Here is a 14,224-nt window from a genome sequence, read left to right as displayed (position 1 = left end):
GCTGCCGACAGAAAGGGACGACAATGGCGCTCACGGTATACACCACGTCGTGGTGTGGCCCCTGCAAGCGGCTCAAGAGCCAGCTCAACCGCGAAGGCATCGCCTACGAGGAGGTCGACGTCGAGGCCGACCCCCAGGCGGCGTCGTTCGTCGAGAGTGTCAACCAGGGCAACCGCGTGGTGCCGACGGTCGTGTTCCCCGACGGCAGCGCGGCCACCAACCCTTCGGTGATCGAGGTCAAGCGTCGCCTGGCGACGATGGGCCAGGCGATATAAGCAACCGCGGGCCTGCCTTGACCGGAACACTCGGTGTGATCGCGGCCGGCGGGGTCGCCGGGTCGTTGGTCCGCTACGGGCTGGGGGTGCTCTTCCCGAGCGCCCCCGGGTTCCCGTGGACGACCCTGTTCATCAACGTCACCGGGTGCCTGCTGATCGGCGTCCTGATGGTGGCCGTCACCGAGATCTGGGCCGCCCCCTCGTGGGTACGCCCCCTTCTGGGGGTCGGGGTGCTGGGCGGCTACACCACCTTCTCCACCTACATCGCCGACGTCGGCCTGCTGTTCGCGGGCGGCGCGCCCCTGTCGGCGCTGGTCTACTTGGTGGTGACGCCGCTGCTGGCGCTGGCCGCCGTGTGGGCGGGCACGACCGCCACCCGGGCGGCGGCCCGGCGACTGGGGAGGCGAGCATGACACCGGCGCTGCGGCTGACCATCTTCGTCGGCGAGACCGACACCAGCCACCACAAGCCGCTCTACCACGAGATCGTGCACCGCGCCCATGCCGCGGGGCTGGCCGGGGCCAGCGTCTTCCGCGGCATCGAGGGCTACGGCGCCTCCAACCACATCCACACCACCCGCATCCTGTCGTTGTCGGAGGACCTGCCGGTGGCGATCGTCATCGTCGACGAGCCCGACCGGGTGCGGGCGTTCCTGCCGGAGCTCGACGGGCTGATCGGCGAGGGCCTGGTCATGGTCGACGAGGTCGAGGTCCGCCACTACGGCGGGCGGTCCCGGTGACCGGACTGCTGACCGCCCTGCTCGTGGCGGCGGGCGCGGCGGTCGGGGCTCCCCTGCGCTACCTGACCGACCGGCTGATCCAGTCGCGGCACGACAACGTGTTCCCGTGGGGGACGTTCGGGGTGAACCTGGCCGGCTCGGCCCTGCTGGGCTTCCTGGTCGCCCTGCCCGCCGACGACGCGGTGCGGGCCCTGGCCGGGACGGGCTTCTGCGGCGCGCTGACGACCTATTCGACCTTCAGCTACGAGACCCTGCGCTTGGCCGAGGACGGCGCCCGGCTGGCGGCGGCGGCCAACGTGGTGGCGAGCGTCGCGGGCGGGCTGGGGGCAGGGGCCTGCGGCATGCTCCTCGCCCGCGCCGTCGGAGGATGATCACACGACGTGCCCGCGCATCAGCGGGGCGAGCGCATCACCTTGCCCGCCCACGGGCACGAGCAGCATGTCATCAGCTCTGGCGCCCATCGCGCCGCCCGGCGCCGCTGGAGCATCGTCTCCGGATCGTTATGGCGAGCACCCGGGGCGCCGTCTCCCGCCTGCTGCCTGAATCCGTTTTCCGCGCTCGTCGGCATCACGGCGTCAGCGGCCCCAGTTGCCCTCGTCGTCGATGCCCGATCCGTACCAGGTCTCGATGAGCCGGCGGGCGATCGAGACGGGCGGCGGGACCCGCAGTTCGCCGGTCGCGACGGCCACACGGAGTTCGTCGCGGGTGAACCAGCGGGCCTCGGCGATCTCCTTCGGGTCGAGGTTCAGGTCGCTGGTGAGGGCGCGGGCGAAGAAGCCCAGCATCAGGCTGCGGGGGAACGGCCAGGGCTGGCTGCCGAGATAGCGGGGGTCGGCGACGCGTACGCCGACCTCTTCGAAGACCTCCCTGGCCAACGCCGCCTCCAGGGACTCGCCCGGCTCGACGAAGCCCGCCAGGACGGACATGCGGCCCTCGGGCCACTGGGGGCCGCGGGCCAGCAGGACGCGGTCGTCGGGGTCGCGGATCAGCATGATGACGGCGGGGTCGACGCGGGGGAAGTGCTGGGAGCCGTCGTCGGGGCAGACGCGCACGTGGCCGCCCTGGGTGACGGTGGTCTCGGCGCCGCACTGGGGGCAGAAGCGGTGGGTGGCGTGCCACGACTCCAGGGCCACGGCGTAGACGAACAGGCCGGCGTCGCGGTCGCCGAGTATCGAACCCGCCTCGCGCAGGCCGGCGGAGTCGGCGTCGTCGGGGAGTTTGGCCAAGACGGAGAAGTAGGCCACGCCGTCGGCGACGCCGAGCAGGTGGCGCGGGCCCTCGGGGGCCTCTTCGGGGGCCAGGAGGACGAGTTCGGCGTCGTCGCCCGACCGTTTGATCAGGGTCTGGCCGTCGCTGATGACGAGGACGCGTGTGGACGGGTCGTGCCACACCCGCTCCAGCCAGTCGGGGTCGTGGCGGAGCTGGGCGGAGCGGTCGATGGTGCTGCGGCTGAGTAGCAGGGGCCCCAGGAGTCCCTCGGTGATGTCCACGGGGTTATTCTTTCATCGGCGCACGCAGACGCCCGTTCCCCACTAAGGTTCTAGTGGTTAGGTAAGCCTTACCTCAGGGGATGCACTTGCGGCTGTACCTCACCACGCTCAACCCCACCGACTCGGTCACGCGGGGTTTCCTGCCCGCCGCGAAGGCCCTCGGGTGGGAGGTCACCATCCTGACCGATCGACCGGAGAGCTATCCGGGGCACGAGACGATCCCGGCCGACGTACACGACCCGAGAACCGTCATCGACGTGATCGCCCGGCACCACCGGCCCGATGTGATCTTCTCCAACTCCGACCACCTCCAGGTGGAGACCGCCTTGGCCGCCGACTACTTCGGCCTGCCGGGCAAAGACTGGCGGGCCTGCCTGACCACCAAGAACAAGGCGCTCACCCGGCGTGCGCTCGGCGACGTGCGCGCGGCCCGGGTGGTGCCGGGCGAACCGCCGCCCGAGGTCGGCTATCCCGTCGTGGTGAAGCCGCGCGAGGGGGTGGCCAGCGAGGACGTCGTCCTGGTCCGGGACGACCTCGGCGCGGCGGCGCGGGACATCTGGACCCGACGCCCGGGGGCGGTGCTGGTCGCGGAGGAATACCTCGAAGGGCCGTTGATGACCCTCGAAACCCTCGGCGACGGCGTCACGACCCGGGTGCTGGGCGGGTTCCACACCACGCTGGGCCCGCTGCCCCATTTCGTGGAGGAACGGCTCGACTGGTCGCCTGAGCTCGCGGGCGCCGACGAGGTGCTCGCCCGGCTGGAGGCAATGGGCGTCGGGTTCGGGGCCTGTCACACCGAATACGTCCTGACCGGGAAGGGCCCGCGCATCGTCGAGGTCAACTACCGGGTCATCGGCGACAACTGCGACCTGCTGCTGGCCGACCACCTCGACGTGCCGCTGTTCGAGTGGATCCTGCGGGTGCACGCGGGCGAACCGGCCCCCGAGGCGCCCCGGCCCGGCGGGCACGCCGCGGCGATCAGCGTGCTGGCCACCCGGCCCGGCACGATCATGAAGGCCCCGAAGGAGCTCACCGGCGCCCACGAGGACGTGCGGCTCTGGCACCTGCCGCTCAAGGAGGCCGGGCAGCCGGTCTCGGTGACCCACACCAACCGCGACTACCTGGCCCTGCTGCGGGCGATCGGCCCAACCCGCGACGCCGTCGACACGGCCGCGAAGGCCTTCCTCGACGCCCACCCCTGGGTGGTCGCGTGACCAACGCCACGGCGGTGCGGGTCGGCCGCGACGGCTACCTGGCGGCGCGGGTGCTCAACGCCCTGATCAGAGAGGACGTCGGTGGTCTCGCCGGCCGGCTGAGCTGGGACAAGGCGGGCGCCTACGTGCCGCTGTCGGCCTCGCGGCGGGTGCGGCTGGCGCCGGGGTTCCCCTCGGGCGGCCTCGAAGGGCTCTTCCAGGACTTCACGGTGGCCCCCGGCGAGACCGTGCGGCTGCGCGAGGTGCTGGCGACGCTGGCCAAAATCGCCGACCCGGCCGACGCCGAAGGGGTGGCCGCCTTCAAGGAGGAGTGCCGCCAGACGCTGACCGGCCTGGAGCTGCTCGACCGTCACCGCGCCTCGGTCGAAGACCGGCTGCCCGAGCTCGGACCGATCGGTTATGAGGTGCTGGCCGCGTTCAGCGACCATCCGGTCTATCCGACCGCCCGCTGCCGCCACGGGCTGACCGAGGAGCAGTTGCTCGCCTACGCGCCCGAGTTCGCGCCGCGGTTCACGCTGCGCTGGGCGGCCGTGCCGGGGGCCGGACCGGCGCCGGAGTTCTTCCCGTCGTTCGCCGCCGTCGGCCTGCCGCCCGGCCTGGCCGCGACCCACCGGCTGTTCCCGGTGCATCCGCTGTCGTTGCCGCAGGTGAACGCCGTGGTCGCGCCGCTCGACTTCCTTCCGGTACGCCCCACGTTGTCGATGCGCACGGTCGAGGTGACACCCCGCACCCACCTGAAGATGCCGCTCGCCACGGCGACGCTCGGGGTGCGCAACCGGCGGTCGATCAAGCCGGGCGTGCTCGACGACGGCGCGCGGGCCGAACGGCTGCTCGCCGAGGTGCTCGACCGGCATCCGGGCCTGCCCGTCCGGCTGGCCGGGGAGCAGGAGTTCGCCCACTCGGGCAACGAGTTCCTGGCCTGGATGGTCCGGCGGCTGCCCGAGGGCGAGATCGTCTCGGTGGCCGCGCTCAACGCGCCCGGCGTGCTGGAGGCGCTCGCCGACCGGCACTGCCGCGGCGACGTCGAGGCGCTGCTCACCGACTACCTGCGGGCGCTGCTGACCTGGAACGTCACCCTGTTCGTGCGGTACGGCCTCGCCCTGGAGGCGCACCAGCAGAACCTCGCGCTCGTCTTCGGCGACGGGCCGATGCGGCTGCTGGTCAAGGACAACGACGGGCTGCTGGCCTCCCCCGACCACCTGGCCGCGGCCGGGATCGAGACGCCCGGCTTCGCCGACGAGCGCATGCTGACCGGCGACCCCCACGCGCTGGCCGACGTGTTCGTGACGATCACCCTTCACCTGGCCGCCGCCGCGGTGACGCTGCGGCCCGACCTGGTGCGCGCCGCGCTGGCCGAGGCCCTCGACGAGCACGGCGACCATCCGATGGCCCGGCTGCTGCGCAACCGCACGCTGGAGGCCGCCCGGCTGGTCGGCAAGAGCATGGTCACCGCCGGCAGCCTCGTCTCCAAGGCCAGAAGCGGCGCGAAGGACATCAACAAGTTCTACGGGACCAGCGGCCCGAACTATCTGCGAAAGGGGTCCTCTGGCCCATGTACATGAACGTCGCGGAGCATGCCACGGTCGCGGCCCTTCTCCGGTGCTGCATCCGCGAACTGCCCGGCCAGGCGTTCCCGGCCGGGCCGTACACGATGGTGCGGGTCGGCGGGGTGTGGCTGCGGGCGAAGACGGCCGGGGGGACGGCCCTGCGCCTCACCGAGCCGGAACGGCTGACCGGTCCGGCCTGGGAGCCGCTGAGCTCGGCCGACCTGGTCGGCCTCGTCGCGCGGGAGCTGCCCGGGGTGAACGGCGAGTTCGCCGCGCAGGTGGCCGGGAGCCGGGAGGTCGTCGAGCGGCTGCTGGCGGCCCGCGCCCAGGGCAAGCCGCCCGCCGACGACTGGATGGCCTCGGAGCAGGACCTCGTGTTCGGGCATCCGTTCCATCCGGCCCCCAAGGCCCGGGAGGCGGCCAGGGGCGACTGGCTCGCCTACGCGCCCGAGGCCCACGCCCGGTTCCCGTTACGGCTGCTGGCGGTGCGCGAGGACGTGGTCGTCGAGGAGGGCGACGTGAGCGCCCTCGACGGTATCCCGGCGGACGTGCCGCCGGGATACCGGCTGCTGCCGGTCCACCCGTGGCAGTACGAGCTGATCGGGCCCCCGGTCGACGGCGACCGGCTGATCGACCTCGGCCCGGCCCAGCACGACGTGCTGCCGACGTCGTCGGTGCGGACCGTCTACGACCCACTGCTCGACAAGTGCCTGAAGTTCTCCCTCGACGTGCGGATCACCAACTGCGTTCGGAAGAACGCCTGGTACGAGCTGTCGGGCGGGGTCGAGTTGTCGCGGCGGCTGGCGCCGGTCTTCGCGGCCCTGACCGAGCGGTTCCCGGGCACCCGGTGGTTGCCCGAGCCCGGCTACCGGACCGTCGACCTGGGCCGGGAGTTGTTCGAAGGGCTCGGGGTGCTGGTGCGGTGCAGTCCGCGCGGCCGGTGCGGGCCCGACGTCACGCCGGTGCTGGCGGGGGCGCTGGCGCTGCGGAACCTCGGGGGCGACGACCCCGTCGGGTGGTGGCGTTCGTACGTCGAGGTGGTCGCGCTGCCCGTGCTGGAGGCATTCCTGCGGCACGGTGTGGTGCTCGAAGCGCACCTGCAGAACGTGCTGGTCGGGCTGGACGCCGGTGGGCGGCCCGCGCAGGCGGTGTTCCGCGATCTCGAAGGCGCCAAGCTGGTCGGGCACGACCTGGCCGGGCTGCGGGAGGAGGTGGCGCGGGCGATGACGTACACGCCGGAGAAAGGGTGGGACCGGGTGGTCTACTGCCTGGTCGTGAACCATCTGGCCGAGATCGCGGCGTCCGTGGACGCGCCCCTGGAGACGCTGTGGGGCGTGGCTGCGGAGGAGATCAGCGCCTACGGCGACTCGATCGGGTGGCCCGAGCCGCTGGCCCGGCTGATGTCGGGGGTGCCGCTGCCCGCCAAGGCCAACCTGACCGTGCGGTGGGAGCGGCGGGCCGACCGGGCCGCGACCTACGTGCCGGTGGCGAACCCGCTGGTGGCCCCATGACCGCCGGGCTCCGCGAGCTCCGCGAGATCGCCGCGCGGCTGGGAGACGTGCCGGCCTACGTCTACGACCTGGCTGCGCTCGACGCGCACGCCGCCCGGATCCGCGCGGCGACGTCCGGGATCGAGCTCTACTACGCGGTGAAGGCCAACCCCGATCCGGCGATCCTGCGGACGCTGGAGCCCTACGTCGACGGGTTCGAGGTGTCGTCGGGCGGCGAGTTCGACCACGTCTCGGCGCTGTTCCCGGGTAAGCGGCTGGCGTTCGGCGGGCCGGGGAAGACCGCGTCCGACCTGGCGCGCACGCCCTACCGCTTCCACGTCGAGAGCCCCCGGGAGCTCGATCTGCTGGAGTCGGGCGACGTGCTGCTGCGGGTGAATCTCCGGACCGAGACCGAGACCGAGGGCGCGGCGCTGGCGATGAGCGGGCCGTTCGGGATGGATCCGGCGATGGTGGCGCAGTGCCGCGCCAGGCCGGGGAAGGCGCGGATCAGGGGCGTCCACGCCCACCTCGCCAGCGGCCTCGACGCGCCCGCCCTCACGACGCTGGCCGAGATGATCGTCGGGCACGCCCGGCCGGGCGAGGAGGTCTGCGTCGGCGGCGGGATGGCCGTCGACTACACCGATCCCGCGAACCTCTTCGACTGGGAGGCCTACGGGGCGGGTCTTCGCGGACTGGGCAGGGAAATCGTCAGGATCGAGCCCGGCCGGGCGATGACCGCCTACTGCGGCTGGTATCTGACGAAGGTCCTCGACGTGAAGCGGGTGCACGGCGAGTTGTTCGCCGTGCTCACCGGCGGCACCCACCACCTCCGCACGCCCGTCACGAAGGGCCACGACCAGCCCTTCACGGTCTTCGGGTCAGGCGGGCACGAGGAGGAGGTCACCCTCGTCGGCCAGCTCTGCACCCCCAAGGACGTCTTCGCCCGCCGGGTCGGAGCCGCCCTCGCCCCGGGAGACGTCGTCGCCTTCGCGATGGCCGGGGCCTACGCGTACAACATCTCCCACCACGACTTCCTGATGCATCCGAAGCCGGAGTTCCACTACGTCTCGGGGATGCCGTAGATCAGCGCCGTCAGGTCGTCGAGGCCCATGAGGTCGACCGGCCGGACGGTGCGGTTCTCCAGCACGTAGTGGAAGGCCGCGCTCACCCGGGTCAGCGGCACCTCGGCCAGTTTCGCCCAGGCCAGCCGGTAGGCCGCGAGCTGGATGGCCTGGACGCGGGCGGCGGCAGACCCGCGCGGCCGGTTGCCGGTCTTCCAGTCGACCACGACGTAGCCGTCGCGCCAGGGGAACACGGCGTCCATCCGGCCGCGCACCAGCCGGTCGGCGATGACGGTCTCGAACGGGACCTCCAGGTCGATCGGGGTGCGCTCGGCCCACTCGCTCTCCTCGAAGCGCGCCTGGAGCACGCGGAGCTGCTGGTCGGCCTCGTTGAGGTCGTCGGCCGCGCCGGGCAGGTCGAGTTCGTCGATGAGGCGCTGCTGGCCCCACCGGGTCTCCAGCCAGCGGTGGAACGAGGTGCCCCGCCGGGCCAGGGGGGCGGGCCTGTGGGGCAGCGGGCGGCGTACCTCGCGGGCGTAGGCCGACGGGTCCTTGGCCAGGGAGACCAGCGAGGAGACCGACAGGCGCAGCGGCAGTTCGACGAGGTTGCCCTCGCGCCGCCGGTCGCGCTCGCGCAGCAGCAGCGTGGTGTCGCGCGCCCACGACTGCATACGCTCCTGCTCCCACTGGCGCAGGTCGCCGACGCCCTCCTCGTCGAGCCCGTCGAGGGCCTCCCGCACGAACCTGGCCCCTTCGGCGATCCCGTCGCGCACCACCACGGCCGGCCACGCCGCCTCGGCGGGCTCGGCCAGCAGCGGGTTCTCCACGGCGTCGTCCTCGGTCCAGACGGCGACCGACGAGGCCTGGTCGCGGACCTCCAGCAGGAACCGCGACGGCTCCAGCGGACGCGACGCGGTCCCCCACCGGTAGCCCGACGCGATCAGCAGGTAGTGGGCCCTGGTCACCGCCACGTAGGCCAGGCGCCGTTCCTCGCGCAGGTCGCGCTCCCGGCAGGCGGCGTCGAAGTCGGCCAGCTCCTCCTTGGTCAGCCCTTCGAGGGCGGGCAGGTCGCGGGCGTCGCCCCGCAGGGCGTAGGGCAGTTTGCGCGGATTGTCGGTCCAGCGGGAGTTGGTCACCGGCGTGGCCGGGAAGATGCTCCCCCGGGCCAGCCCACCGGCGGCCGTGGTGACCTCGGACAGGCCGGGCACGATCACGACGGGCCATTCGAGGCCCTTGGACGCGTGCACGGTCATCAGCTTGACGCTGTTGGTCTCGCCGACCCGGCCGCCTTCGAGGCCGAACTCCTCGGTCTCGGCCGCCTTGAGATAGGCGAGGAACGCCCCCAGCGTCGGGTCTTCGGCGTCACCGGCGAACCGGGCCGCCGCGTCGAGGAAGGCGTCGAGGTCGGCGCGGGCGGCCAGCGGGCTGCCGCCCCGCGCGGCCACCTCGACGTCGAGGCCGGTCCGGCGCTCCACCTCGGAGATCAGGTCGGGCAGCGGCAACCCGGCGTGGGAGCGCAGCAGCCGCAGCTCCTCGGCGAGCTTCGGCAGCCGCTCCCGGGCCAGCGGGGAGTAGGGGTCGAGCCACTCGGGCCGGTCGGGCAGTTCGTCGAGGGCGTCGATGATGCTGCCGCGTTCGGCCTCCAGGTCGGCGACCACCTGGTCGAGGGGGTCGCTGGGCCGTCCGCCGCGTTCGTCGCGCTCGCGGTTGAGCTCCCTGGCCTGGTCGCCGAGTTGCTTCAGGTCGGCGGGCCCGATGCGCCAGCGGGGCCCGGCCAGCAGCCTGATCAGGGCGTCGCCGGCGGTGGGGTCGTACATGACCCGGAGCGTGCAGACGATGTCGGCCACCTCGGGCACGGTGAGGAGCCCGCCGAGCCCGACCACCTCGACCGGGATGCCGCGTGCCTCCAGCGCCTTGCGGAGCGTCGGGAACTGCGAGCGTTTGCGGGCCAGGATCGCCACGTCTCCCGGTTGCAGGGCGGGACCCTGCCGGGGCTTGCTCCGCTCGCCCTCCCCCCACGGAAGCCCGTCGGGCGCGAGTTCCAGGCCCAGTTGCCTCTGTACGCCCTCGGCGATCCACTCGGCCTCGTCGTGCGCGGTCGCGTGATAGGCGCACACCACCCGGCCCCGGTCGGCCCGGTTCTCCCCCGGCGTCAGGACCGGCACCTCGGTGCTCTCGCGGCGCAGGTCGGTCTGGATGCGGGCGGCGACGTCGAGCACCCGCTCGCCGTTGCGGAAGCTGATCGACAACTGCCGGACCGGCGCCGGCTCGCCCTGCGCGGTCGGGAAGTCGTGCGGGAACCGCGACAGGTTGCCCGCCGAGGCGCCCCGCCAGCCGTAGATCGACTGGCACGGGTCGCCGACCGCCGTGACCGGATGGCCGCCCCCGAACAACGACCGCAGCAGCACGAGCTGGGCGTGGCTGGTGTCCTGGTATTCGTCGAGCAGCACCACGGTGAAGCGGGCACGCTCGATCTCCCCGACCTCCTCGTGCCGGGAGGCGATGCGGGCGGCCAGCGCCATCTGGTCGCCGTAGTCGATCACCTCACGGGCCCGCTTGAGCTTCTGGTACGCCTCCACGAGCGGCAGCAACTGCTCCCGCACGGCGTGGATCTGCACCGGCCTGCGCTGGGCCTGGGTGACCCGCCCCGGCAACATCGCCAGCCGTTCGGACCAGCGCCGGCCGTAGTCGCGCACCTCGTCGGCGGTGGCCAGGTGTTCGGCCATCTCCCCGGCCAGGTCGAGCACGGCGGCGGTGACGCTCGGGGGGCCGAGGTCGATCTGGTCCATCGGGCCGTCGTACTGGCCGACGACGCGGGCCGCCATCTGCCAGGCCACGGCCGGGGTGACCAGGCGCATCGTGGGCTCCATGGCCTCCCGCAGGGCGTGGTCGGTGACCAGCCGGGCCGCGTAGGCGTGGTAGGTGGAGATCGTCGGCTCCACCTCCAGGTCCATCGGGGTCTCGGTCTTCTCGGCGAGCGTCGTCAGCCGCTTGTGCACCCGTTCGGCGAGTTCCGCCGCCGCCTTGCGGGTGAAGGTGAGGCCGAGGATCTGCTCGGGTTTGGCGAACCCGTTGGCGACCAGCCAGACGACCCGCCCGGCCATGGTCTCGGACTTGCCCGACCCGGCTCCGGCGATGACGACCATCGGCCCGAGGTCGGCGGAGATCACGCCGGACTGTTCGTGCGTGGGCGGTGGCACACCCAGCGTCGCCGCCAGGTCGAACGGGGTCAGCACACCTGGCCCCCGCCGTCGTTCACCGGGCACGAGAACCGGGCCGCGCAGGTGCGGCACCCGTCGTTGACCTTGGCGACGAACAGGTTGGCTGACATGCCGGCGGCGACCGTGGTGACCAGGTCCTGCGCCCACCCGGGGTCTACGTCGTCGGCGAGCGGGATCTGCGACTGCTCCCTGGCCAGCGGGCCGGTCCCGGCGGCCTTGCCGACCTGGAGCAGCGCGGCTCCCCCGGGCTCGGTCATGCCGTGGCGCTCGAACGCGCCCAGAACCGTCGCGAGCTGGTAGACGCCGAGCTGCGGATGGCGATCGAGCTCGTCGTCGCGCGGTTTGGCGGTGCCGGTCTTGATGTCGATGATCACGGCCCGGTTGTCGCCGTCGCGCTCCACCCGGTCGACCCGGCCCTTGATGACGATCCCGTCGGAGACGACCTGGGTGAACGACTCCTCGAACCCGACCAGCTCACGCGGGTTCTCCCGGTGCCAGGTGAGGAAGCGGTCGACCATCTTCTCGGCCACGTGGCGCTGCTTGCGGTTGAACCAGATGCCGCCGAAGTCGAGGTCGTCCCACACGTCGTCGAGCCGTTTGGCCAGTTCGTCGGTGGTGTGCTCCTCGGCCGCGAGCACGGCGATGGCGTGGATGACGTTGCCGAAGACCTGGGGCACGCTCTCGCCGCCCGTGCCGACCGCGGTCTCCAGAACCCACCGCAGGCCGCACTTGGTGAACTTCTCCACCGCCGACGGCGAGATCTGCACCACCCCGTCGGGCCAGCCGAGCGGGCGGTCGTCGGAGATCTCGGTGAGGGCGTACCACGACGACGGGTCGGCCCCCGGCACGCCCTCGTCGGCGAGCCGGGCCAGATGGCGGGCGGCGGCGCGGCGCATCGGCTCGGGGCGGGTCGGATCGCAGACGGCGGCGCGCAGGTCGGCGACCAGGGCGGGCATGCTCAGCCAGCGGGCCCGGTCGTCGACGGTCGCGTTCTCCAGGCCGCCCGGCACCAGCTCGTTGAGGAACCGCGAGGGGCGCTCGTCGGCGTCCTCGCCGCCGACCGCCGTCACCACCAACCGGCTACGGGAGCGGGTGGCGGCGACGTAGAAGAGCCGCCGCTCCTCGGCCAGCATCTTCGAGCCGAGCGCGTACCTCTCCGCGTCGGTGCCGTCGAGCGCGATCCCGCCCGCGACCTCGACCAGCGACTCGACGCCGAGCAGCGACCCCCGCACCCGCAGGTCGGGCCAGACGCCCTCCTGCACTCCGGCCGCCACGACGACGTCCCATTCGAGGCCCTTGGCGCGGTGGGCGGTCAGGATCCGCACCGCCTCGCCGTCGGGCGCCTGGGCGGCCAGCGAGTCGGCCGGGATCTCCTGGGCCATCAGGTCGTCGACGAACACCTCGACCCCGGCCTGCGGCAGCCGGTCGACGAACTTGGCGGCGTAGTCGAACAGGTTCACCACCGCGTCGAGGTCGCGGTCGGCCTGGCCGCCGCGCGCCCCGCCGCCGAGACTCGAATGGGTCCAGCGCTCCGACAGGCCGCTGGCCTTCCACACCTCCCACAGGGCGTCTTCGGCGGTCAGCTCCTTGGCCACGGTCTGCCGCGCCGTGGCCAGCAGGGTGGCCAGCCGCTGGGCGGGCGCGGCGACGTGGGGTTCGAGCAGGGTCAGCTCGTTGGGGGTCTGCACCGCGGCCACGATCAGCTCGTCGCTCGACCGGGGCGGCATGACCCCCGCCTCGTGCTCGGCGATGCGCAGCCCGCGCCGCAGGCGGCGTACACCGATCATGTCGGTGCCCCCCAGCGGGCCGGTCAGCAGCTCCTCGGCGGTGGCCACGTCGAGCGACTCGGGCCGGGCCGCCGCCTTGAGCAGCAGGACGAGCGGCCGGACCCCGGGCTCGGTGACCAGCGGCCCCTCGTCGCCGGTCACCACGACCGGCACCCCGGCCGTGTGCAGCGCCCGCCGCAACATCGGCACCTGCCGGGTCGCGCTGCGCACCAGCACCGCCATCCGCTGCCACGGCACGCCGTCGAGCAGGTGCGCCCGCCGCAGCGTGTCGGCGACCACGGCGGCCTCCTGCGACACGCTGTCGGCGATCACCACCCGGACCTCGCCGGACTCCAGCCCGTCGACGGGGTGCAGGTCGCGGTGGGAGGTGTCGCGCCACCCCGGCGGCACCGGCAGCCGGTTCGCGATCCGGCGCGAGGCGGCCAGCAGGTCTGCACCGCTGCGGCGGCAGGTGCGCAGCGCCACGATCGGCGCGGGCTCGTCGCCGGCGGTCCGGAAACGTTCGGGGAAGTCGAGGATGTTGCGCACCTCGGCGCCGCGGAACCCGTAGATGGCCTGGTCGGGATCGCCGACCACGATCAGGTCGCGCCCGTCTCCGGCCAGCCCGCGCAGCAGGCTCTCCTGCGCCGGGTCGGTGTCCTGGTATTCGTCGACGAACACCACGTCGTAGGCGGCCCGCTCGCGATCCCTGACCGGCCCGTCGGCCAGCAGCGCGGCCGCCTCCCGGATCAGCTCGGCGTAGTCGAGCGTCCAGACCGGGTCGAGGTCGAACCGCTCCTGGTAGCGGGCCGCGAACCGGCCGACCGCCACCCAGTCGGACCGCCCGTGGGTGTGCCCGAGCTCGACCAGCGCCGGCCCGTCGAGCCCCCGCTCCCGCGCGCGGGCCAGGAAGTCGCGGACCTCCTCGGCGAACCCCCGCGTCTTGAGCCACTCGCGCATCGCCTCGGGCCACTGCCCGGCCCCGTCTTCGAGCTCGCCGTGCAGCAGCCGCCGCACTTCGAGGAGCTGCTCGGGCCCGGTCAGCAGCCGGGGCGGCGGCTGGCCCGCTTCGAGGGCCTCGCGGCGCAGCAGCGCGTAGGCGTAGCTGTGGAAGGTCAGCGCGAGGGGGGTGCGGGTGGTGCGGCGCAGCCGGGCGGTGACGCGGTCGCGCAGGTCCCCGGCGGCCCGGCGGCTGAAGGTGAGGACCAGGATGCGCTCGGGGTCGACGCCGCGCGATTCGACCCGGTCGACGACGCTCTCGACTATGGTGGTCGTCTTCCCGGCCCCGGGGCCCGCCAGAACCAGCAGCGGCCCGCTCTCATGGGCCACCACAGCCCGCTGATGCTCGTCGAGCACAGGACCGGGACCCCGTCCCACGCCCCCACGCCGCACCAGCCGATAGCTCATAACGCTCTATTGCA

Annotated in this window: 11 protein-coding genes; 8 read left to right on the top strand and 3 right to left on the bottom strand. The window is 73.0% G+C overall.

Features of this window, described 5'->3' with window-relative positions:
• Nucleotides 1–23: 23 nt before the first annotated feature.
• From AW273_RS31195 to crcB, 4 genes are read left to right on the top strand one after another with little or no spacing between them, the layout of a single operon-like run.
• Nucleotides 24–275 carry a mycoredoxin gene (locus AW273_RS31195; protein ID WP_062356103.1) on the top strand — a complete coding sequence of 84 codons (252 nt, stop codon included), beginning with the start codon at nucleotides 24–26 and terminating at the stop codon, nucleotides 273–275.
• A gap of 17 nt (nucleotides 276–292) precedes the next feature.
• Nucleotides 293–688, top strand: a complete 396-nt coding sequence (locus AW273_RS31190; protein ID WP_062356100.1) for a fluoride efflux transporter FluC — start codon at nucleotides 293–295, stop codon at nucleotides 686–688.
• Entirely contained in the window at nucleotides 685–1,014 is a 330-nt protein-coding gene (locus AW273_RS31185) for a DUF190 domain-containing protein (RefSeq protein WP_062356098.1), read from the top strand. Before AW273_RS31190 ends, AW273_RS31185 begins: the two co-directional genes overlap by 4 nt.
• Nucleotides 1,015–1,022: 8 nt before the next feature.
• Nucleotides 1,023–1,385 (top strand): fluoride efflux transporter CrcB, encoded by a 363-nt coding sequence (gene crcB / locus AW273_RS31180; RefSeq protein WP_062356181.1) that lies wholly within the window; start codon nucleotides 1,023–1,025, stop codon nucleotides 1,383–1,385.
• 204 nt (nucleotides 1,386–1,589) lie between these two features.
• On the opposite strand, the gene nudC is transcribed toward crcB, so the two are convergent.
• Entirely contained in the window at nucleotides 1,590–2,504 is a 915-nt protein-coding gene (nudC, locus tag AW273_RS31175) for an NAD(+) diphosphatase (protein WP_062356095.1), read from the bottom strand.
• Between the two features lie 80 nt (nucleotides 2,505–2,584).
• Between nudC and AW273_RS31170 the strand changes: the two genes are divergently transcribed.
• The 4 genes from AW273_RS31170 to AW273_RS31155 are packed head-to-tail and all read left to right on the top strand — an operon-like array spanning nucleotide 2,585 to nucleotide 7,837.
• Nucleotides 2,585–3,718, top strand: coding sequence for an ATP-grasp domain-containing protein (locus AW273_RS31170; RefSeq protein WP_198168452.1), 1,134 nt, complete (start codon nucleotides 2,585–2,587; stop codon nucleotides 3,716–3,718).
• A complete protein-coding gene (locus AW273_RS31165; RefSeq protein WP_063910168.1) occupies nucleotides 3,715–5,280 on the top strand; it encodes an IucA/IucC family protein in 1,566 nt (521 codons plus the stop codon). Before AW273_RS31170 ends, AW273_RS31165 begins: the two co-directional genes overlap by 4 nt.
• Nucleotides 5,271–6,776: an IucA/IucC family protein gene (locus AW273_RS31160; protein WP_062356092.1), complete on the top strand. Its 1,506-nt coding sequence runs from the start codon at nucleotides 5,271–5,273 to the stop codon at nucleotides 6,774–6,776. The genes AW273_RS31165 and AW273_RS31160 overlap by 10 nt, the downstream gene beginning before the upstream one ends.
• Nucleotides 6,773–7,837 (top strand): type III PLP-dependent enzyme domain-containing protein, encoded by a 1,065-nt coding sequence (locus AW273_RS31155; RefSeq protein ID WP_062356089.1) that lies wholly within the window; start codon nucleotides 6,773–6,775, stop codon nucleotides 7,835–7,837. Before AW273_RS31160 ends, AW273_RS31155 begins: the two co-directional genes overlap by 4 nt.
• On the opposite strand, the gene AW273_RS31150 is transcribed toward AW273_RS31155, so the two are convergent.
• Nucleotides 7,816–11,052: an ATP-dependent helicase gene (locus tag AW273_RS31150; protein ID WP_062356086.1), complete on the bottom strand. Its 3,237-nt coding sequence runs from the start codon at nucleotides 11,050–11,052 to the stop codon at nucleotides 7,816–7,818. The genes AW273_RS31155 and AW273_RS31150 overlap by 22 nt on opposite strands.
• Nucleotides 11,046–14,210 (bottom strand): ATP-dependent helicase, encoded by a 3,165-nt coding sequence (locus AW273_RS31145; protein WP_062356083.1) that lies wholly within the window; start codon nucleotides 14,208–14,210, stop codon nucleotides 11,046–11,048. Before AW273_RS31145 ends, AW273_RS31150 begins: the two co-directional genes overlap by 7 nt.
• Nucleotides 14,211–14,224 lie beyond the last annotated feature (14 nt).

The organism is Herbidospora yilanensis (assembly GCF_001570565.1).
Lineage (GTDB): Bacteria > Actinomycetota > Actinomycetes > Streptosporangiales > Streptosporangiaceae > Herbidospora > Herbidospora yilanensis.
The sequence above is the reverse complement of the archived record's forward strand: the minus strand, read 5'-3'. Positions and strand labels throughout refer to the sequence as shown.